The following is a 20,508-nucleotide window of genomic DNA, read 5'->3' on the forward strand; positions in this document are numbered from 1 at the left end:
TGACGAGTAGGTTAAGAACATGTCCACAGTTGTGGCCCGGACCCGGGACGAGCTGGCCGTAGCCCGCGAGAAGCTGCACGGCAGCGTCGCCGTCGTGATGACGATGGGTGCCCTGCACGCCGGGCACGCCGAGCTGGTGCGCCGGGCCCGTGAACGGGCCGAGAGCGTCATCGTCACGATCTTCCTCAACCCGTTGCAGTTCGGCCCGAACGAAGATCTCGCCAAGTACCCGCGCACGCTGGAGGCCGACGTCGCGCTCTGCGAGGCCGAGGGCGTCGACCTGATCTTCGCCCCCTCGCCCGACGTGATCTACCCGCACGGCGACCCGGGTATCCGGATGTCGGCCGGGGTGCTCGGCACCAAGCTCGAAGGCGCCTCCCGGCCGGGGCATTTCGACGGCGTGCTGACCGTGGTGGCGAAGATGCTGCACCTCACCCGGCCGCAGGCGGCGTTCTTCGGGCAGAAAGACGCCCAGCAGCTGCTGCTGATCCGCCGGATGGCGCGCGATCTCGACTTCGGCTGCGAGATCGTCGCGGTGCCCACCGTGCGCGAGCCCGACGGCCTGGCCCTGAGCAGCCGCAACCGCTACCTGAGCGCCCTCGACCGGGAGGCCGCGCTGGCCCTGTCGAGAGCCCTGCACGCCGGTGAGGCCGCCCGCACCCGGGGTTCCAGCACGGTGCGCCGGGCCGCCCGCGACGTGCTGGTGGCGGAGCCGCTGGTGCTGGTCGACTACCTGGTGCTGGTCGACCCGGACACCCTGGAGGACGTGCCCGAGTGGTACCAGGGCGACGCGGTGCTGCTGGTCGCGGCCCGGGTCGGCACCACCCGGCTGATCGACAACCTGCCGCTGGTGATCGGCGGCCCGTTGTGAGCGCCCGCCTGGCCACCCGCCTGGCGGTCCCGGAGATCGGCTGGACCAGCCAGGCCGACGTGATCGTGGTCGGCTCGGGCATCGCCGGGCTGACCGCGGCGCTGCGCCTGCGCCGGCGGGTGTCGCGGGTGCTGCTGGTGACCAAGACCGTGCTCGACTCCGGCTCCACCCGCTGGGCGCAGGGCGGGATCGCCGCCGCGCTGGCCCCGGAGGACTCGCCCGCCGAGCACCTCGACGACACGCTGGTGGCCGGCGCCGGGCTCTGCGACGCGGACGCGGTGCGCGCCCTGGTCACCGACGGCCCCCGGCGGGTGCGTGAACTGGCTTCCCTGGGAGCGCATTTCGACCTGGCCCCGAACGGCGAGATCGCCCTGACCCGGGAGGGCGGGCACCATCGCGACCGGATCGCGCACGCCGGTGGCGACGCGACCGGCGCGGAGATCTCCCGGGCGCTGATCGCGGCGCTGGAGGCGGTGCGCGACGACCCGGGCATCGAGGTGCTGGAGCACGCCCTGGTGCTCGACGTCCTCACCGCCGCCGACGGAACCGCCTGCGGCGTCACACTTCACGTGATCGGTGAGGGCAGCCGCGACGGCGTCGGCGCGGCCCTGGGGCGCGCCGTGGTGCTGGCCACCGGCGGCATCGGCCAGGTGTTCCAGAGCTCCACCAACCCGCGCGAGGCCACCGGGGACGGCATCGCCGCGGCGTTGCGGGCCGGGGCCGAGGTGGCCGATCTGGAGTTCGTGCAGTTCCACCCCACCGTGCTCTGGCTCGGCCAGCACGCCCGGGGGCAGCAGCCGCTGATCAGCGAGGCGGTGCGCGGTGAGGGCGCGCTGCTGGTCGACGTGAACGGCGTGCGGTTCATGCCCGCCGTGCACGAGATGGCCGAGCTGGCGCCGCGCGACGTGGTGGCCAAGGCGATCGTCCGGCAGATGGCCTCGACCGGCACCGGGCATGTCTTCCTCGACGCCCGTCACCTCGGCCGCGACTTCCTCCACCGGCGGTTCCCGACCATCGTGAACGCCCTGGCCGGGCACCGTTTCGACCTGGCGGAAGACCTGATCCCGGTGGCGCCCGCCCAGCACTACCACTCCGGCGGCATCCGGGTCGGCGCCGACGGCCGCTCCAGCCTGCCCGGGCTCTACGCGGTCGGGGAGTGCTCCTGCACCGGGGTGCACGGGGCCAACCGCCTGGCCAGCAACTCGCTGCTGGAGGGTCTGGTGTTCGCCCACCGAATCGCGGACGACGTGAGCTCCCGGCTGGGCGGCGGCGAGCTCCCGCAGTCCGAGCCCGTGGAACGGCCCGGCCCGGCCGGTCTGCTGGCGGCCACCGCGCGGGTCAAGGTGCAGCGTGCGGCGTCCTCCGGGCCCGGCGTGATCCGCACGGCCGGCGGCCTGGCCGGTGCCGCGCGAGACCTGGCCCGGTTGTCGTCGGCCGGCGGCTGCGAGGCGCCCGAGGGGGCCCAGAAGATCGACGTCACCCACGGCACGGCCGAGTGGGAGACGATGAACCTGCACACCGTGGCCTCCGCGCTGACCCAGGTGGCGGCACTGCGTGAGGAGACCCGCGGGGGGCACTACCGCGAGGATTTCCCGCAGCGTGACGACGACCGGTGGCGCGGCCGTCTGGTGTCGCACCTGAATCCCGACGGTGAGCTGGTCACCCGGTACGAACCCCTGGAGAGCACGTCGTGAACCACTGGGAATCCGAGACCCCCTGGGAGCCGGGCGTCGTCGAGCGGCTGACGGCGGCCGGGCTGGACCCGGCGCGGGTGCGCGCGGTGGTGCGTGACGCGCTGGGCGAAGACCTGGGGCTGTCGCAGACGTCGGGGGCCCCGGGGCACGACGTCACCAGCGAGGCCACGATCGGCGCGGACGTGGTGGGGGAGGCCCACGTGGTGGCCCGGGCCGCCGGCGTGATCAGCGGAATGCCGCTGATCCCGGTGGTTCTCGCCGAGGTGGCCGCCTGGACCGGGCTCCCGGCGCCGGTCGCCGAGTTGCTGCGCGAAGACGGCGAGGCGGTCGTGCGCGACGACGTGCTGGCGGTGCTGCGCGGTCCGGTGCAGGTGCTGCTGATCGCCGAGCGCACCCTGCTGAACCTGGTCTGCCGCACCAGCGGAATCTCCACCCACACCCGGGCCTGGGCCGACCAGCTGGCCGGCACCGGGGCCCAGGTGCTCGACACCCGCAAGACCACGCCCGGCCTGCGCATGCTGGAGAAATATGCGGTGCGGTGCGGGGGCGGCACGAACAAGCGGATGGGCCTGTACGACGTCGCGATGGTGAAAGACAACCACAAGATCGCGGCCGGCTCGATCGCCGAGGCCTACCGCCGGGTGCGCGAGCGCTTCCCGCAGGTGGCCGTGCAGGTCGAGGTGACCACACCCGCCGAGGCGGTCGAGGCGGTCCGGGCCGGGGCCCGGTTCCTGCTGTGCGACAACATGTCTCCGGAGCTACTGGCCGAGAGCGTGCGGTCGGCCCGGGCCGCCACCGGCGACCCGGTCGAGCTGGAGGCCACCGGCGGGCTGACCGTCGAGGTGGCGGCCGAGTACGCCCGTACCGGGGTGGACTACCTGTCCGTCGGTGGCCTGACGCACTCGTCGCCGATCCTCGACGTGGCCGTCGACCTGGTCCGTGGTTAGACCGGGAATGACCGCGGCTCAGTTCTTCTCGTCCAGCAGCCGCTCGTAGGTGTTGCGCAGCCACTCGGCCACCTTCACCCGCTCGTTGAAGCGGGCGGTCGGGTCGGCGCGCTCCACCTCGGTGGCCTGCCGGGCCTGCCGGAACGCTTCCGCCACCGACCGCACGTCGGGGATGCCGTCGCCGTCGGTGGTGTAGGCCAGGCTCGCCCGCTGCGTGGCGGCGTGGTTGCTGGCCGGCATGATCGCCTGGGTGCCCAGGTCGTAACAGGCCTCCGGCCACACCGAGTGGGAGCCGTGGAAGGGCGGTACCAGGGCGGCGTCGAGGCCGAAGATGTTGTCCCAGAGCTGGGAATCGGTCATCGGGCGGTGCGCCTTCACCGCGCCGCCGGCCTCGGTGACGATGCGCTCGATCTCGCGGATCGTGGCCGGGTCGTAGCGGGTGGAGTCGGAGTCGAGCAGGTGGTCGTGCACGAACACCAGCAGGCGCACGTCCGCGTCCGGGCCGGCCTGCTTCGCTGCCTCGGCCAGGGCCGACACCACCCGCACCGGGTCGCTCGGCAGACGCAGGCTGCCCAGGTGCACGCCGACCAGGAAGGGGCCGCTGTGCCCGGGGGCCGGGCGCTCGCGCCGCATGCGGACGAAGTCGACGGCGTGCGGGTGCGGCTGCACCTCGGCCTGCACCGACCAGCGCCGGGAGATCTCGTCGGCGGCGGACCGGGTGAGCGTGATCACCTGGTCCGCGGCCGGGATCAGCACGTCGAGCTGCGCGGCGTATCCGGCCTCGTCCAGCCCGGTCGGGTCGCTGAGGTGGTAGGCGGTGACCACCAGGGGACGCCCGGCGGCCCGGGTCGCGTCGACCGCGGCCCGCACGTGCTCGGCGGTCATCCGCGGGGCCAGGGCGTGCACGTGCACGATCTGCATGTCGCCGAGATGGTGCTCGATCCAGGCCGGGTCGAACGCCGCGGGCGGGCGCGGGGCGGAGCCGGGCATCTGGACGGTGGGACGGTGCACGCCGTCGACGCCCTCGGGGTGACCGAGGTGCCGGACGTACACGCCACGGCCGGGCAGTGCCGCGATCCGGATGATCGTGCGGCCCTCCCACTCGGGGGATGCACGACGTCGCTTACGGGACGGGGACATGGGCGCCTCTCGCGGGATTTCGCTTGTAGCGTTGGAGGGGAGACTCGCGCCTGTCCTGGACGAGGTGGCCACCATAACCTGATCAACTTCCTCTCATCGACATGAAGATCTCCGGGCGGAAGTCGGCCGCCGCTTCTGCTCCGTCGAGCCTGGCATCTGTGATCGCTTTCCGCGCGCTGAAGCCCGATGCTTAGGGCTCGACGGCCATCGGTCGCTCTTCGGAAGGGACATCCTTTGACTATCCGCGAGTTCGGGAACGACCTACTGACAAGCCTTCTCGAGTTCACGCTGCAATCCGTGCCGGGCAGTGTCGGCGTCGGTGTCAGCGTGGCCACCGACAGCCGGTCGGAAGGCGGCACCCCCAAGACCACCGCCGCCATCGGTGTCGCCACCGAGCTCGACCCGGCGCAGTGGCAACACGCGCACGGCCCGATCTGGGAGGCGTTCCGGCACGACACCGTCGTGGTCCGGCCGCTGGACGACGCCGCCGACCCGGGGCTGGGTGACCTGCCGGGCGTCTCGCAGGAGACGCTGGGCACCGTGAAGGGTGCGGTGTTCGTGCCCGGTGAGTTCGGTTCCGACCTGCCCACGGTGTTCTCGGTGTACCTGGACCGCGTGCCCGACAACCGGGTGCTGCGCGACATCGACCGATACGAGCCCCTGGTGACCCAGGCCCTGGCGGTGGTCGAGTACTGCGCCGGCGAGGAGCAGGTGGCCCAGCAGATGCTTCAGATGACCCAGTACCGGCGGGTGATCGAGCAGGCCAAGGGCCTGGTGATGGGCGCCATCGGGGCCGATGCCCCGGCCGCCTTCGCCGCCCTGGCCCGGGCCAGCCAGCACTTCAACATCCGGCTGCGCAACCTGGCCGTGGCCCTGGTCGAGCACGTCGGGGGCCAGGCCGCCGAGCATCCGGACGACCCGGACCTGGTGGTGCGCCCGACCCAGGCGGAGCGGGAGACCGCGGCCCGGATCTGGGCGGCCCTGACCACCAGCGCGATCCTCGAGCAGAGCTGATCGGCACCGCCGGGCGGGCGCCTCTTGACGGCACGGCGATGAACGCTTAGGCGGGCCCACTAGGATCGCCTGTTGTGACCGAGCAGCAGGCTGGTGCCACCAGCGAAACGCCCCAGGAGGACCTACCCGAGCAGATGCGCATCCGCTCGGAGAAGCGGGCGCGCCTCCTGACCTCGGGTAAAGCTCCCTACCCGGTCGGGGTCGAGCGCACGCACTCCCTCGCCGACGTCCGCGCCGCGCACGCGGAGCTGGAGACCGGCGCCTCCAGCGGCGAGCTGGTGGCCGTGGCCGGCCGGGTGATGCGCTTCCGCGACGCCGGCAAGCTCTGCTTCGCCGTGCTGCAAGACGGTGACGGCGCCCAGCTCCAGGTGATGGTCTCGGCCAAGGCCGTCGGGCCGGAGGCGCTGGCCGCCTTCAAGAGCGACGTCGACCTCGGCGACTTCATCTCCGTGCACGGCGAGGTGATCTCGTCCAAGCGCGGCGAGCTCTCGGTGATGGCCGACCGCTGGGAGATGGCGTCCAAGGCGCTGCGCCCACTGCCGGTGCTGCACCGTGAGATGTCCGAGGAAGCCCGGGTGCGTCAGCGGTACGTCGACCTGATCGTCCGGCCGGCGGCCCGCGACGTGGTGCGCTCCCGGGCAGCCGTGGTGCGCTCGCTGCGCGACACCTTCCACTCCCGCGACTTCGTCGAGGTCGAGACGCCGATGCTTCAGGTGCAGCACGGTGGCGCGGCGGCCCGGCCGTTCAAGACCCACATGAACGCCTTCGACATCGACCTGTTCCTGCGGATCGCGCCGGAGCTCTTCCTCAAGCGCGCGGTGGTCGGCGGCATCGACCGGGTGTTCGAGATCAACCGCAACTTCCGCAACGAGGGCGCCGACTCCACGCACTCGCCCGAGTTCGCGATGATCGAGGCGTACCAGGCCTACGCCGACTACAACTCGATCGGCGACCTGGTGCGTGACCTGATTCAGGCTGCCGCGCAGGCGGTCTCGGGCGGCACCTCGGTGACCCTGGCCGACGGCACCGAGTACGACTTCGGCGGTGAGTGGCGCCAGATCACCATGTACGGCTCGCTCTCCGAGGCGGCGGGCCGCGAGGTCACGCCGGCCACCGAGCGCGCCGAGCTGGTCGAGCTGGCGGCCAAGCACGACGTCCCGGTGCAGTCCTGGTACAGCCCCGGCAAGCTGGCCGAGGAGCTCTTCGAGGAGCTCGTGGTGCCGGACCTGTACGCGCCGACCTTCGTGCGCGACTACCCGGAAGACACCTCCCCGCTGGTGGCCCCGCACCGCACCACGCCGGGCGTGACCGAGAAGTGGGACCTCTACGTGCGCTCGTTCGAGCTCGCCACCGGCTACTCCGAGCTGGTCGACCCGGTGATCCAGCGCGAGCGCTTCGTGGCCCAGGCCCAGGCGGCTGCTGCGGGTGACGACGAGGCGATGCGCCTGGACGAGGACTTCCTCCGGGCGATGGAGCACGGCATGCCGCCGACCGGCGGTATGGGAATGGGTCTGGACCGGTTGCTCATGGCAATCACCGGTCTCGGTATCCGGGAGACGATTTTGTTCCCCTTGGTCAAGCCCGAATAGGACGCGAGGAACCGGCATGGACTACGTGGCAGCGATCTTTCCTTCGATCGGTGTTCTCATCCTCTTCGTCATCGCGATCCGCGCCATCTTTCAGGCGGATCGCCGTGAGCGACTGGCCCAGGCCGCAGAAGACCGTCGCCTGGGTCTCGGACAGAATGGCCCGACCGGGCAAACGCATACCTCGCAATCTGTGAGTCCGGCGGAATCGGCGAAGCAGACGGGTACGACAGACGTTGATTAGCGTCACCCGTTCGGCCGAACGGGTGACGGCCCCGGTGAAAATGTGAATGTCACCGGGGCGCGAGACAACTGCTAACCGCTCACTATTGCGGGCATCCTGCGGTGTTGGCTTGACATGCTTGAATGTCGACTCCATGATTCCCATGAATGGGTTCATCTGCCCGGGGTGGACTCCGGTGGCGTTTCTAGGAGTAATTGATGGCGCAGAAGGTGCAGGTCATTCTTGTTGACGACCTGGACGGCGGCGAGGCCGAGGAGTCGGTGTCGTTCTCGCTCGACGGGGTCAACTATGAAATTGACCTCTCCGCGACCAACGCGGAGGCGTTGCGAGACGCGATCGCACCGTGGGTGGGGCATGCCCGTCGTATCAGCGGCCGTAGCAGCCGTGGCCGGGGCACGTCGCGTGGCCGGTCCGCCGCCAAGGCGGATCTCGGTGACGTGCGGGCCTGGGCGCGCGACAACGGCTATCAGGTGAGCGATCGCGGCCGGGTCTCGGCCGAGGTGATGGCTGCCTACGAAGGCGCGCACTGAACCTGTCCCACCCGTGAGATCGCGCCACCGCCGTGAATCGACGGCGTAGTCCTGGACGGGCGCCGAACCGCTATGGTTCGGCGCCCGTCCAGGTTTTGTCGTGGGTCTTTCGCTTTTCCCCGCCGGTCACCTCGCCGTGCGGTCGCGGTTCGGCCGGATCGAAAGAGTGTGCTCCGTCCGGGGGTGGACGCCCGGGTGAATTCGGCAGAATCCCGAATTGCCAGGTTGTGCTGAATGCGATTGTCCGGACTATGTCTGCGCTCCGGGATAGTGCCGCCCACCGGAAGCGGTACTGACAACGTTCGGCGGAACTTCTGGTGATCGTTCCGCTGCTCCGCGTTGTTTGTCGGCCCCGCGGATAGGCAGGACGGGTGCGAACACCCGGTGCCCGATCTGCCGGCGGGTAATCCCGCGGTAGCACGTAATGTGTGCTTAGCGGGGTGGCTTGTCCGAATTCGGCGGGTGAATTCCCTCGCTCCGGTGTTGTTCGGCGCTCGCCCGGAAACCTCGTCCCGGCCGCCGGGCGGCCGCCGGTGGACGTGTCGGAGCCGTCTGTTCGCCGTCCGCAAACAAGAGGGGGAACCGGAACGGTGGGGCGATCGGCTCGGGTGACCCGGCGTGACCGGCCCCGGCAACGGGTGGCACCCTGGACATGCGGCCGGGCCGCCCGCCGGGCCGAACCGGGACTTCCGTCCCGCGCCCGGGCGAGGGCCTCAAAGCTCGTGAAAAGCGTTGGTTCTGTCCGCCGAAAGCGAACATCGAACTACTGTGCTCCGGCCCTGGAACACGTAAGGTTCCAGCTCCGTTGGCCGATGCACGGGTGTCGGCACAGTCTCACTCTCGGATTGCAGGGTGTTTCTTTCCGTAGCCCCAGATAGCATCGATAAGGTCAGCGAGACCCCGTCTCACCCCCACTGACCGCACGAGGAGCGCAGATGTTCGAGAGGTTCACCGACCGCGCCCGCCGTGTTGTTGTCCTGGCCCAGGAGGAGGCCAGGATGCTCAACCACAACTACATCGGTACCGAGCACATCCTGCTGGGGCTGATTCATGAGGGCGAGGGAGTCGCAGCCAAGGCGCTGGAGTCCCTCGGCATCTCGCTCGACGCTGTCCGCGAGCAGGTGCAGGAGATCATCGGTCAAGGACAGCAGGCCCCCTCCGGGCACATCCCCTTCACCCCCCGCGCCAAGAAGGTGCTGGAGCTCTCGCTCCGCGAGGCCCTTCAGCTCGGGCACAACTACATCGGCACCGAGCACATCCTGCTCGGCCTCATCCGTGAGGGCGAGGGCGTCGCCGCCCAGGTGCTGGTCAAGCTCGGCGCCGACCTCAACCGCGTGCGCCAGCAGGTCATCCAGCTGCTGTCCGGCTACCAGGGCAAGGAGCCGGCCGCGGCCGGCGGTCCGGCCGAGGGCACGCCGTCCGGTTCGCTGGTGCTCGACCAGTTCGGCCGTAACCTCACGCAGGCCGCCCGCGAGGGCAAGCTCGACCCGGTCATCGGCCGGGAGAAGGAAATCGAGCGGGTCATGCAGGTGCTGTCGCGCCGCACCAAGAACAACCCGGTTCTGATCGGTGAGCCCGGTGTCGGTAAGACCGCCGTGGTGGAGGGCCTGTCCCAGGCCATCATCAAGGGCGAGGTCCCCGAGACGCTGAAGGACAAGCAGCTCTACACGCTTGACCTCGGCGCCCTGGTCGCCGGTTCGCGCTACCGCGGTGACTTCGAGGAGCGCCTGAAGAAGGTGCTCAAGGAGATCCGCACCCGCGGCGACATCATCCTGTTCATCGACGAGATCCACACCCTCGTCGGGGCGGGTGCCGCGGAGGGCGCGATCGACGCCGCCAGCATCCTCAAGCCGATGCTGGCCCGTGGTGAGCTCCAGACCATCGGCGCCACCACGCTCGACGAGTACCGCAAGCACATCGAGAAGGACGCCGCCCTGGAGCGCCGGTTCCAGCCGGTCCAGGTGCAGGAGCCCTCGCTGGCCCACGCCATCGAGATCCTGAAGGGCCTGCGCGACCGTTACGAGGCGCACCACCGGGTCTCCATCACCGACGCGGCCCTGGTCGCGGCGGCGACGCTGGCCGACCGGTACGTCAACGACCGGTTCCTGCCCGACAAGGCGATCGACCTGATCGACGAGGCCGGTGCCCGACTGCGCATCCGCCGGATGACGGCTCCGCCGGACCTGCGCGAGTTCGACGAGAAGATCGCGCAGACCCGCCGCGACAAGGAGTCCGCGATCGACGCGCAGGACTTCGAGAAGGCGGCGTCGCTGCGCGACGGCGAGAAGAAGCTGCTGGCGGCCAAGGCCGAGCGCGAGAAGCAGTGGAAGGCCGGCGACATGGACGTGGTCGCCGAGGTCGACGAGGAGCTGATCGCCGAGGTTCTGGCCACGGCGACCGGTATCCCGGTGTTCAAGCTCACCGAGGAGGAGACCACCCGTCTGCTCCGGATGGAAGACGAGCTGCACAAGCGGATCATCGGCCAGGTCGACGCGGTCAAGGCCATGTCGCAGGCGATCCGCCGCACCCGGGCCGGCCTGAAAGACCCGAAGCGTCCCGGTGGCTCGTTCATCTTCGCCGGTCCGACCGGTGTCGGTAAGACCGAGCTCGCCAAGGCGCTCGCCGAGTTCCTGTTCGGCGACGAGGACTCGCTGATCCAGCTCGACATGTCCGAGTTCTCGGAGAAGCACACCGTGTCGCGGCTGTTCGGTTCGCCTCCCGGCTACGTCGGCTACGAAGAGGGCGGCCAGCTCACCGAGAAGGTGCGCCGCAAGCCGTTCTCCGTGGTGCTGTTCGACGAGGTCGAGAAGGCCCACCCGGACATCTTCAACTCGCTCCTCCAGATCCTGGAAGACGGTCGCCTGACCGACTCCCAGGGCCGCATGGTCGACTTCAAGAACACTGTGATCATCATGACGACGAACCTGGGTACCCGGGACATCGCCAAGGGTGTGCAGCTGGGCTTCCAGTCGGGCAGCGACACGAAGACGAGCTACGAGCGGATGAAGGCGAAGGTCGCGGAGGAGCTCAAGCAGCACTTCCGTCCGGAGTTCCTCAACCGTGTCGACGACACCATCGTGTTCCCGCAGCTGTCGCAGGACGAGATCATCGAGATCGTCGACCTGATGATCGCCAAGGTGGACGAGCGCCTCAAGGACAAGGACATGGGCCTCGAGCTCACGCCCGCGGCCAAGATCGCTCTGGCCCACAAGGGTTACGACCCCGTGCTGGGCGCCCGGCCGCTGCGCCGCGCCATCCAGCGCGAGATCGAGGACACGCTGTCCGAGAAGATCCTCTACAGCGAGCTCAAGGCGGGCCAGATCGTTCTGGTCGACGCCGAGGGCGAGCCGGCCACGGCCCACTTCAGCTTCCGCGGAGTGCCCAAGGGCGGATCGATCCCGGAGCTGACCGCCAGCGAGACGGGGGCTCCGCCGGTCGCCGGCGAAGCGTCCTGACCGCCACCCGCACCACCGGAGGCCGGAACCCGCGAGGGTTCCGGCCTCCGGCCGTTTGCCGGATGTGACGAGGCTATCTTCGGCTCACACGCCCGGCGGTGGCGTGAGAACATCGACGGGTGGCTGACTTCCGCGTCCGGCGTGCCCGCACCACCGACGTCTCCACCATCGCGCGCATGGTGGCGGGCTACGCCGACCAGCGCATCCTGTTGCACAAGGAGACGGTCACCTACTACGAGAACGTGCAGGAGTTCCGGGTCGCGGTGGACGCCGACGACCAGGTGATCGGCTGTGGCGCCGTGCACGTGCTGTGGGAAGACCTGGCCGAGGTGCGCACCCTGGCGGTGTCGTCGGCCTGGCGCGGTGCCGGGGTCGGGCACGCCCTGCTCGACACCCTGATCGAGCAGGCCGGCGAACTCGGCGTGACCCGGCTGTTCTGCCTCACCTTCGAGGTGAAGTTCTTCGAGCGCCACGGTTTTCGTGAGATCGAGGGCACACCGGTGGCCCCCGAGGTCTATGCCGAACTGCTGCGCTCCGGCGACGAGGGCATCGCCGAGTTCCTCGACCTGGCCCGGGTCAAGCCCAACACCCTGGGCAACACCCGCATGCTCCGCGAGCTCTGACCCGGCCCGGCGGGCCCCCGCTCACGGGGTCAGCCGGCGCACCAGCTCGGACACGTCCGGCTCCTCCAGGCTGAGGTTGCGCACGGGGGCCCGGGCCACCACCTCGGCCAGCACCTTGGCCGTGCTGCCCCGGCCGGGCGTGATGCCCAGACGCTGGCGCAGGCCACCGGCCTCCACGGCGATCAGCTCGGTGCCGGCCAGATCGTCGAGCGGGGCCGTGGGAGCGAGCAGGTCCACCACGAGAACCCGCTCGGTGCCGAGCAACTCGGTCAGTGCGGGCACGTCGCCGTCGAAGCCGATCCGCCCGTCCACCCCGACCAGCAGCCGCGGGCACAGCGACTCGACGTCGGCCAGATCGCTCGTGGCCAGCAGCAGCGCACGCCCGTTCATCCGGTTCTCCTGGCGCAGCACCGAGCGCAGCCGTTCCTTGCTGCCGGCGTCCATGCCCCGGGTCGGCTCGTCGAGGATCAGCACCTCAGGGTCGGGCAGTAGCGCCGCGACCAGCTCGGCCCGGCGGCGCTGGGCCGGTGTCAGGTTGCCGACCGGCGTTCTCAGCGCCCGCCCGAGCTCCAGCCGCTCGACCAGCTCGTCCGCGCTGCCGTCGGGCAGCTCGAGCAGACGGCAGACCATGGTGAACGACTCGCCCAGCGGCACGTCGAACCACAGCTGTGAGTGCTCGTTGACGATGGCGCCGACCCGGCCGGCCAGTTCCGCGTGCCCGGTGTACGGCTTGTGGCCCAGAACCGAGATCGAACCGAAAGACGGCGAGCAGTGGCCTGTGGCGAGCTTCACCAGGCTCGTCTTGCCGGCTCCGGGCGGAAACAGCAGGCCGACGGCCTCGCCCGCGGCCACCGAGAAGGACAGGCCGTCGAAGACGGTGGAGTGACGACGCCAGAACCCGCGTCGCACCGAGTAACTGACCTGCTCGAAGGCAACGACCGGACGCGGCGCACCGCTCGGAGCGGGCCGCTGACCCCCGTCATTCTGCGCCACGCGTTGAGATTAGCGAAGATTTAAGGCGGTCAGTTGGCAGCCGTAACGTACGCCTTCTGTATCCCGTATGGGCGTTTACCCGGGTAACTGGTAATGATCACCGGGCAGCGGCTCCACCAGACCGTCTTCGATCAGCCCGGCCAGGCAGCGTGAGCGCTGTCCCGGGTCGCGCAGGGCGCCGTCCGGCACCTCGATCACCAGCTGCGGGTGCGAGAGCGGGTCGCGGCTCTTGCGCAGGGCGGCCATCAGCGCGCCGCGGATCTGCCGGTCGGTGCCGGCCCAGGCCTGGCCCTTGCGGGCCGGGCCGGTGTGCGGTGGGGAACCGGCCAGACGCCAGGCACACTGCGAGGAGACCGGGCAGCCGGCGCACTTGGGCGAGCGGGCGGTGCAGACCAGCGCACCGAGCTCCATCACCGCCACGGCCCAGCGGGCGGCCCGGGCCGGTTGCTGCGGCAGCAGTCCGGTGGCCAGCCGGGTCTCGGCGGAGGTGACGGCGGGCGGCGGGTACTCGATGCCGGTGACGGCGCGGGCGAACACCCGGCGCACGTTGGTGTCGAGCACGGCGTGACGCTGGCCGAACGCGAAACTGGCCACGGCGGCGGCGGTGTAGGAGCCGATGCCGGGCAGGGCCAGTAGCTCGGCGTGGTCGCTGGGCACGGCGCCGTCGTGGCGGTCCACGATCGCCTGTGCGGCCTGGTGCAGGCGCAGCGCACGCCGCGGGTAGCCGAGCCGGCCCCAGGCCCGGATCACCTCGCCGGGCGGCTCCTTCGCCATGTCGGCGGGCTCGGGCCAGCGCTGCACCCACTCCCGCCAGATCGGCAGCACCCGGCTGACCGGGGTCTGCTGGAGCATGATCTCGCTGATCAGGACGTGCCAGGGCGGGCAGTCCGGCTCGCGCCAGGGCAGGTCGCGGGCGTTCGCCTCGTACCAGGCCAGGATCGGGCGGTGCAGCGGATGTGCGCCGGTGTCGGTGGTACTCAGATGTATCGCTCCAGGATGCTGGACTCGGCCAGCCGGGAAAGACCTTCCCGGACGGCGCGGGCTCGCTGGTCGCCGACGCCCTCCACGAGCATCAGGTCGTCGAGGTTGGCGGCAAGGAGTTTCTGGAGGTCGCCGAAGTGGTCGACCAGGCGCTCGACGATCGCGCCCGGCAGACGCGGCACCTTGGTGAGCAGCCGGTAGCCCTTGGGACTGACCGAGGCGTCGAGGGCATCGCTGCCCTGCACGAAACCCAGAACCCGGGCGACCAGCCCGAGGTCGACCAGGTCGTTGGAGGGGATCTCGGCCAGGGCGGTGACCACCTCGGGCATCGAGCGCTCGCGCCGGGTGGCGTCGAGGTAGTCGCGGATGACCAGGTCGCGGTCGGGGCCGACGCCGCCGATCAGCTCGTCGAGCTGGAGCGAGAGCAGCCGGCCGTCGGTGCCGAGTTCGACCACGTAGTGCTGGATCTCGTCGGAGATGCGGCGCACCATCTCGAGACGCTGGATGACGATGGACACGTCGCGCACGGTGACCAGGTCTTCGATCTCCAGCGCGGAGAGCGTGCTGGTGACCTCGTCGAGCCGGGCCTTGTAGCGCTCCAGCGTGGCCAGGGCCTGGTTGGCCTTGCCCAGGATGGCGTCGGAGCCCTCCAGCACGTAGCGCCGGCCTGCCACGTAGAGCGCGATGATGCGCATGGACTGGCTGACCGAGACCACCGGATAGCCGGTCTGCTTGGCCACCCGCTCGGCGGTGCGGTGCCGGGTGCCGGACTCGTCGGTCTGGATGCTCGGGTCGGGCACCAGCTGCACGGCGGCCCGGAGGATCCGCGACCCGTCCTGGTCGGTGACGATCGCGCCGTCCATCTTGGCCAGCTCACGCAGCCGGGTGGCGGAGAAGCCGACGTCGAGATTGAAGCCACCGGTGCAGATGCTCTCGACCAGGGTGTCGTGCCCGAGCACGATGAGAGCGCCGGTGCGGCCGCGCAGAATGCGTTCCAGACCGTCGCGCAGCGTCGTGCCCGGCGCGACCGCGGCAAGGGTGTACCGCAGCAGCTCTTCGGGAGTGCGCTCGGCGACCACGGGGGGAGTCTATCCGGCCGGTGAACGGTCACGGGCCCAAAGCTCCTGGCCGGGCCGCCGGGGCCAGAACTGTCGGTGGTGGCGCGTAGGTTCTGCGGGGTGAGTACAACTGGCGTGCGAAGTGGTGGGTCGGCCGGCCGGGGCCGGCGGTCGGGGCGCGACAACCCGGGGTACCGCTGTGCCGAGTGCGGCTGGACCACGGCGAAATGGGTCGGCCGGTGCGGTGAGTGCCAGGCCTGGGGCACCGTCATGGAGGCCACCTCGGCCGCGCCCGCCGGCGTCACCAAGGCCCGCACGGTCACCGAGAAGGCCCGGCCGATCGGCGAGATCAGCGCCGAGAACGCGAAGACCTGGTCCACCGGCGTCGACGAGCTCGACCGGGTGCTCGGCGGCGGCATCGTCAGCGGTGCCGTGGTGCTGCTGGCCGGTGAGCCCGGCGTCGGCAAGTCCACCCTGCTGCTCGACGTCGCGTCCCGGGCGGCCGCGCAGACCCGCACGGTTCTCTACGTCACCGGTGAGGAGTCGGCCAGCCAGGTGCGGCTGCGGGCCGAGCGCATCGGGGCGCTGCGGCCCCGGCTGCTGCTGGCCGCCGAGACCGACCTGTCCACCGTGCTGGGCCATGTCGAAGACGTGTCGCCCGACCTGATGGTGGTCGACTCGGTGCAGACCATCGCCAGCGACGCGATCGAGAGCTCGGCGGGCAGCGTCTCGCAGGTGCGCGAGGTGGCGGCCTCGCTGATCCGGGTGGCCAAAGAGCGGGGTATGGCCACGGTGCTGGTCGGCCACGTCACGAAAGACGGCTCCATCGCCGGGCCCCGGGTGCTGGAGCACCTGGTCGACGTGGTCTGCCAGTTCGAGGGCGACCGGCACTCCCGGCTGCGGCTGGTGCGCGCCGTGAAGAACCGTTACGGCCCCACCGACGAGGTGGGCTGCTTCGACCTGTCCGAGGTCGGCATCGTCGGTCTCACCGATCCCAGCGGCCTGTTCGTGTCGCAGCACGCCCAGCCGGTGCCGGGCACCTGCGTCTCGGTCACCCTGGAGGGGCGCCGCCCGCTGGTCAGCGAGGTGCAGGCACTGGTCGCCCCGACCGCCTCCAACAACCCGCGCCGGGCCACCTCCGGGCTCGACAACAGCCGGGTCTCGATGATCCTGGCGGTGCTGGAACGCCGCGCCGGGGCCCGGCTGTCGGGCAACGACGTCTACGTGTCCACGGTGGGCGGTGTGCGGCTCGCCGAGCCGGCCTGCGACCTGGCGGTGGCGCTCGCGGTGGCCGGTGCCGCCATCGACCGACCGCTGGCCGCGGGCACCATCGCGATCGGCGAGGTGGGGCTGGCCGGTGAGGTGCGCCCGGTCGCCGGTGTCGGCCGCCGTCTGGCCGAGGCCGCCCGCCTGGGCTTCACCTCGGCCTTCGTGCCGGCCGGCACCCAGGAGTCCGCGCGCCCGCCGGAAGGCATGACGGTGCACGAGGTTCCCGACGTGCTGACCGCCCTCAGCCGGGCGACCTTCCCCCTGACCGGGAGCGGGGGTGGCAGCGGCAGCGGGGGAGGAGGGAACCGGTGAGGAAGGGCGCCGGGGCCACCACCGCTCGGAAAGGAGCTGCGGGAGCAGGCTGACCGGTGCGGGCCGGCTGAGTGGTGTGGGCCGGCTGAGTGGTGTGGGTCGGCTGAGGGGTGCGTGCCGACGGGTGTGGTGACGGCTGGCTGGGATGGTGCGGGCCGGCCGTTGTGGTGTCGGCCGGCTGAGATGGTGCCGGCCGCCGGCACGGTCCTCGATGCCCGCGGAGCCTCAACGCCCGCGCCGCAGAAGCCCTTTCGGTGCCTCGTACGAGAACAGGTTCACGGCGTAGTCCACCGACGTCCCCGGGTGCGAGGCCAGGATGCGGTCGGCGTGCTCGGCGCTGAACTCGATCCGCACCACGGCCTCGAAGTCCGCCCGGGTCGGCATCTCCCAGCGGATGTCGAGGGTGCGGCGCGACCAGCCCTGCCGGGCCCAGAACGCCTCCACCGCGGCCGGGTCGTAGGTGGGCAGCCAGCGCCGGAACCAGCTGCCGAAGGTGGAGCGGGTGGCGTCGTTGTCGATCACGAACGCCACACCGCCCCGCCGCAGCACCCGGCGGATCTCGGCCAGTCCGGGCTCGCAGCCCGGGCCGAAGAAGTAGGCCCAGCGGGCGTGCACCACGTCGATCGAGCCGCTGGGAACCGGCAGCTGCTGGGCGGTTCCGGCGCGCACGTCGATCCGGGCGCGGGCCTCGTCGTCGTCGATCGAGGCCACCCGGCGCCGGGCCAGCTGCACCAGCGGCGGGTGTGGCTCCACGCCGACCACCGAGGCCGCGGCGGTGGCGAACCCGGGCAGGTGATAGCCACTGCCGCAACCGATGTCGAGCACGTCCAGGCCGTCCCAGGGGCGGATCGCGCGCATCGCGGCCTCGATCACGCCGTCCGGGTCGACGCTGCGGTTCTCGATCTCGTACACACCCGGGTACCGCCAGATGTTGGGGCTCGGGATGATCTCGGTCATGACTACCGGCGGGCGAGCGTGGTGGCCGGGTGCACGGTCAGCGGGATCAGTTTGCGCGCCCCGGTGATCTGGTCGCAGTGCCGGGCCAGCTCGTCATAAGCGGCCTGGCCCATCAGCTCGACCAGTTCCGGCCGCAGGCTGCGGTACACCGGCTGCGCCCCGACGTGGGCCTGCGGGTTGCCGGTGCAGTACCAGTCCAGGTCGTGCCCGCCGGCGCCCCAGCCGCGCCGGTCGTACTCGCTGATCGTCACCTCGAGGTAGCTGGTGCCGTCCGGCCGCTCGATCGTGCGGTACGAGCGGCGGATCGGAAGCTGCCAGCAGACATCCGGTTTCACCTCCAGCGGCTCGCGTTCCTCGGCCCACGCCATCTTGTGCAGCGAGCAACCGTCACCGGCGGCGAAGCCCGGCCGGTTCAGGAAGATGCAGGCGCCGTCGACCACGCGGGTCTTGCGCTGGCCCTCGGCGTCCACCTCGGTCCAGCCGTTGCGCAGGCCCTCCTCGGAGTGCTGCCACAGGGCCGGGTCCAGCCGCTCGACCGCCTCGGTGACCCGCGCCTCGTCCTCCTCGTCGGCGAAGTGCGCGCCCAGAGTGCAGCATCCGTCGGAGGGGCGGTCGGCGTAGATGCCGGCGCAGCCGCTGCCGTAGACACAGGTCCAGTTGGACGTGAGCCAGGTCAGGTCACAGCGATAGACCTGTGCGGGCTGATCGTCGTCCTCAAGTTCTTCGTCATCAGGATCCTCGTCCTCCTCGTCTTCGAGAACGAAGTCGACGGGATCCTCGGGATCCTCGTCGTCGGCGGGCTCGGCTTCCTCGGGGTCGGGGAACTCCAGCCAGAGCCGGGCCGGGTCGAGGCCGATCTCCGGCGCGGGGGGATGGGGCATGGGCGACAATGTAAGCCCTGCAAGGGGGTACCCACGTGCAAGGGGAGCCTTGTCGGCGCCGGTGGTGGGGTACTTTCACAGAATGCGGCTGGGTGTTCTCGACGTCGGGTCCAACACGGTGCACCTCCTGGTGGTGGATGCACATCCGGGGGCCCGGCCGTTGCCTGCCTCGTCGCACAAGGTCGAGCTGAAACTGGCCGAGCAGCTGGAGGCGGACGGGCGGATCTCCGCGGCGGGTGAGAAGGCCCTGCTGGAGTTCGTCGGCAGCAGCCTGACCGTGGGCGAGGACCTGGGCGTCGAGGAGGTCATCGGGTTCGCCACCTCGGCCATCCGCGACGCCCCCAACGGCCAGGAACTGCTGAACCGGGTGCGCACCGAGACCGGTGTCGAACTGCGTGTACTGGCCGGGGGCGACGAGGCCCGGCTGACGTTCCTGGCGGTGCGCCGCTGGTTCGGCTGGTCGGCGGGCCGGTTGCTGGTGCTCGACATCGGTGGTGGTTCGCTGGAGATCGGCGCGGGTCTGGACGAACTGCCCGACGTGGCCATCTCTCTGCCCCTCGGCGCCGGCCGGCTGACCCGCGACCGGCTCGCCGGCGACCCGCCGGACGCCGAATCGGTGCGCTCCGCGCGGCGGTACGTGCGTGCCGAGATCGGCCGCGTGGTCCGGGACGTCGTCCGTGGGGGTGTTCCAGACCAGGTCGTCGGCAGCAGCAAGACGTTTCGCACACTGGCCCGGATCTGCACACCGATGGACGACGAGGGGCCCGCGCGCACGCTGCGTCGTGCCGACCTCAGTGCGTGGGTGCCGCGTCTGGCCGCGATGACCGAGTCCGAGCGCTCCGGGCTGCCCGGCGTCTCGACCGGCCGGGCCCGGCAGATCCTGGCCGGAGCCCTGGTGGCCGAGGGCGCGATGGAGCTGCTCGGCGTGGAGAGCCTCCAGATCAGCCCGTGGGCGCTGCGCGAGGGCGTGATCCTGCGTCGGCTCGACGCCGTGATGAGTGCGTCCGGCCCGGGGCTGTAGACCGGGAGAGTGAGCCCCGAGCGCCCGGGGAGGGTGTGCACAAGCGCCCACAGCGGGAGTGACTACGCTGAAGTGCATGGGCCGATCGAACAATGGTGGGCGGAAACCGTCTGGGAATCCCGCAGCCAAGGTGGCGCTGTCGACGAGTTCCGTGTACCCGGAGTCATGTGCCGACGCGTTCGAAATCGCTGCGCGACTGGGCTACGACGGTGTCGAGGTGATGGTCTGGACCGATCCGGTCAGCCAGGACACCGGCGCGCTGAAGCGGCTCTCGCAGCACTACGGCGTACCCGTGCTGTCGGTGCACGCCCCCACGCTGCTGGTCACCCAGCGGGTCTGGGGCAAGGAGCCGTGGTCGAAGCTGGAGCGCTCGCTACAGATGGCCGAGTCGCTGGGTGCGGCCGCCGTGGTGGCGCACCCACCGTTCCGCTGGCAGAAGGAGTACGGCGCCGGCTTCGTGGACGGCGTCGCCCAGCTGAACGACAGCTACGCGGTGCCGCTGACGGTGGAGAACATGTACCCCTGGCGGGCGCGTACCCGTGAGGTGATGGCCTACTCGCCGGGCTGGGACCCGCTGGAGCAGTCGTATCGCCACGTCACACTGGACTTCTCGCACGCCGCCACGGCCGGTGGTGACTCGCTGGCGATGGCGCGTGCGCTGGGTGAGCGGTTGCGGCACATCCACCTGGCCGACGGCGCCGGCTCGGCCAAGGACGAGCACCTGCTGCCCGGCCGCGGCACCCAGCCCTGCGGTGAGGTGCTCGACCTGCTGTCGGAGTGGAACTGGTCCGGCGTGGTGGCGGTCGAGGTGAACACCCGTAAGTGCCGCACCCGGGCCGAGCGGGAGGCCGAGCTGACCGAGTGCCTCAACTTCGCCCGCGAGCACCTGTCGTCGGCGAACCTGACGCCGACCCTCTGACGTGGAACACCGT

The 20,508-nt window shown here is 70.8% G+C and carries 18 protein-coding genes; 12 read left to right on the forward strand and 6 right to left on the reverse strand.

Annotated elements, in window-relative coordinates:
- The first annotated feature begins 19 nt into the window (after window positions 1-19).
- From panC to nadC, 3 genes are read left to right on the forward strand one after another with little or no spacing between them, the layout of a single operon-like run.
- On the forward strand, window positions 20-871 hold the full coding sequence (gene panC / locus KIH74_RS02180) for a pantoate--beta-alanine ligase (RefSeq protein ID WP_214153873.1): 852 nt from the start codon (window positions 20-22) through the stop codon (window positions 869-871).
- On the forward strand, window positions 868-2,565 hold the full coding sequence (locus KIH74_RS02185) for an L-aspartate oxidase (RefSeq protein WP_214153874.1): 1,698 nt from the start codon (window positions 868-870) through the stop codon (window positions 2,563-2,565). Before panC ends, KIH74_RS02185 begins: the two co-directional genes overlap by 4 nt.
- Window positions 2,562-3,512 carry a carboxylating nicotinate-nucleotide diphosphorylase gene (gene nadC / locus KIH74_RS02190; protein WP_214153875.1) on the forward strand — a complete coding sequence of 317 codons (951 nt, stop codon included), beginning with the start codon at window positions 2,562-2,564 and terminating at the stop codon, window positions 3,510-3,512. The genes KIH74_RS02185 and nadC overlap by 4 nt, the downstream gene beginning before the upstream one ends.
- Window positions 3,513-3,530: 18 nt before the next feature.
- Here nadC and KIH74_RS02195 read toward each other — a convergent pair whose 3' ends face one another.
- A complete protein-coding gene (locus KIH74_RS02195) occupies window positions 3,531-4,652 on the reverse strand; it encodes a glycosyltransferase family protein (RefSeq protein ID WP_214153877.1) in 1,122 nt (373 codons plus the stop codon).
- Between the two features lie 297 nt (window positions 4,653-4,949).
- Between KIH74_RS02195 and KIH74_RS38285 the strand changes: the two genes are divergently transcribed.
- From KIH74_RS38285 to KIH74_RS02225, 6 genes are all read left to right on the forward strand, one after another.
- The gene (locus KIH74_RS38285) at window positions 4,950-5,666 is read left to right on the forward strand and encodes an ANTAR domain-containing protein (RefSeq protein WP_214153878.1); all 717 of its coding nucleotides are present in this window, start codon (window positions 4,950-4,952) and stop codon (window positions 5,664-5,666) included.
- A 74-nt stretch (window positions 5,667-5,740) separates the two neighbouring features.
- Entirely contained in the window at window positions 5,741-7,255 is a 1,515-nt protein-coding gene (gene lysS / locus KIH74_RS02205) for a lysine--tRNA ligase (protein WP_308113518.1), read from the forward strand.
- A gap of 16 nt (window positions 7,256-7,271) precedes the next feature.
- On the forward strand, window positions 7,272-7,496 hold the full coding sequence (locus KIH74_RS02210; protein ID WP_214153881.1) for a hypothetical protein: 225 nt from the start codon (window positions 7,272-7,274) through the stop codon (window positions 7,494-7,496).
- Between the two features lie 197 nt (window positions 7,497-7,693).
- Entirely contained in the window at window positions 7,694-8,026 is a 333-nt protein-coding gene (locus tag KIH74_RS02215) for a histone-like nucleoid-structuring protein Lsr2 (RefSeq protein WP_214153883.1), read from the forward strand.
- 935 nt (window positions 8,027-8,961) lie between these two features.
- Window positions 8,962-11,481 carry an ATP-dependent Clp protease ATP-binding subunit gene (locus KIH74_RS02220; protein ID WP_214153885.1) on the forward strand — a complete coding sequence of 840 codons (2,520 nt, stop codon included), beginning with the start codon at window positions 8,962-8,964 and terminating at the stop codon, window positions 11,479-11,481.
- Window positions 11,482-11,600: 119 nt separating this feature from the next.
- On the forward strand, window positions 11,601-12,104 hold the full coding sequence (locus tag KIH74_RS02225) for an amino-acid N-acetyltransferase (protein ID WP_214153887.1): 504 nt from the start codon (window positions 11,601-11,603) through the stop codon (window positions 12,102-12,104).
- 21 nt (window positions 12,105-12,125) lie between these two features.
- On the opposite strand, the gene KIH74_RS02230 is transcribed toward KIH74_RS02225, so the two are convergent.
- The 3 genes from KIH74_RS02230 to disA form a co-directional block, all read right to left on the reverse strand.
- Window positions 12,126-13,097: an ATP-binding cassette domain-containing protein gene (locus KIH74_RS02230; protein WP_214153888.1), complete on the reverse strand. Its 972-nt coding sequence runs from the start codon at window positions 13,095-13,097 to the stop codon at window positions 12,126-12,128.
- 75 nt (window positions 13,098-13,172) lie between these two features.
- On the reverse strand, window positions 13,173-14,084 hold the full coding sequence (locus tag KIH74_RS02235; RefSeq protein WP_372491989.1) for an iron-sulfur binding domain-containing protein: 912 nt from the start codon (window positions 14,082-14,084) through the stop codon (window positions 13,173-13,175).
- On the reverse strand, window positions 14,075-15,157 hold the full coding sequence (gene disA, locus KIH74_RS02240; protein ID WP_214153892.1) for a DNA integrity scanning diadenylate cyclase DisA: 1,083 nt from the start codon (window positions 15,155-15,157) through the stop codon (window positions 14,075-14,077). The genes KIH74_RS02235 and disA overlap by 10 nt, the downstream gene beginning before the upstream one ends.
- 99 nt (window positions 15,158-15,256) lie before the next feature.
- Between disA and radA the strand changes: the two genes are divergently transcribed.
- Window positions 15,257-16,717, forward strand: a complete 1,461-nt coding sequence (radA, locus tag KIH74_RS02245) for a DNA repair protein RadA (protein ID WP_308113519.1) — start codon at window positions 15,257-15,259, stop codon at window positions 16,715-16,717.
- Between the two features lie 225 nt (window positions 16,718-16,942).
- Here radA and KIH74_RS02250 read toward each other — a convergent pair whose 3' ends face one another.
- A complete protein-coding gene (locus KIH74_RS02250; RefSeq protein WP_214153894.1) occupies window positions 16,943-17,674 on the reverse strand; it encodes a class I SAM-dependent methyltransferase in 732 nt (243 codons plus the stop codon).
- Window positions 17,675-17,676: 2 nt separating this feature from the next.
- The gene (locus tag KIH74_RS02255; protein ID WP_214153895.1) at window positions 17,677-18,555 is read right to left on the reverse strand and encodes a DUF3109 family protein; all 879 of its coding nucleotides are present in this window, start codon (window positions 18,553-18,555) and stop codon (window positions 17,677-17,679) included.
- An 82-nt stretch (window positions 18,556-18,637) separates the two neighbouring features.
- Between KIH74_RS02255 and KIH74_RS02260 the strand changes: the two genes are divergently transcribed.
- Together KIH74_RS02260 and KIH74_RS02265 are read left to right on the forward strand one after the other, a co-directional pair.
- Entirely contained in the window at window positions 18,638-19,576 is a 939-nt protein-coding gene (locus KIH74_RS02260; RefSeq protein ID WP_214153897.1) for a Ppx/GppA family phosphatase, read from the forward strand.
- Window positions 19,577-19,652: 76 nt separating this feature from the next.
- Entirely contained in the window at window positions 19,653-20,495 is an 843-nt protein-coding gene (locus KIH74_RS02265) for a sugar phosphate isomerase/epimerase family protein (protein ID WP_214153899.1), read from the forward strand.
- The last annotated feature ends 13 nt before the right edge of the window (window positions 20,496-20,508 follow it).

Origin of the sequence: Kineosporia corallincola, assembly GCF_018499875.1 — a bacterium.
GTDB classification, from domain to species: Bacteria; Actinomycetota; Actinomycetes; order Actinomycetales; family Kineosporiaceae; genus Kineosporia; species Kineosporia corallincola.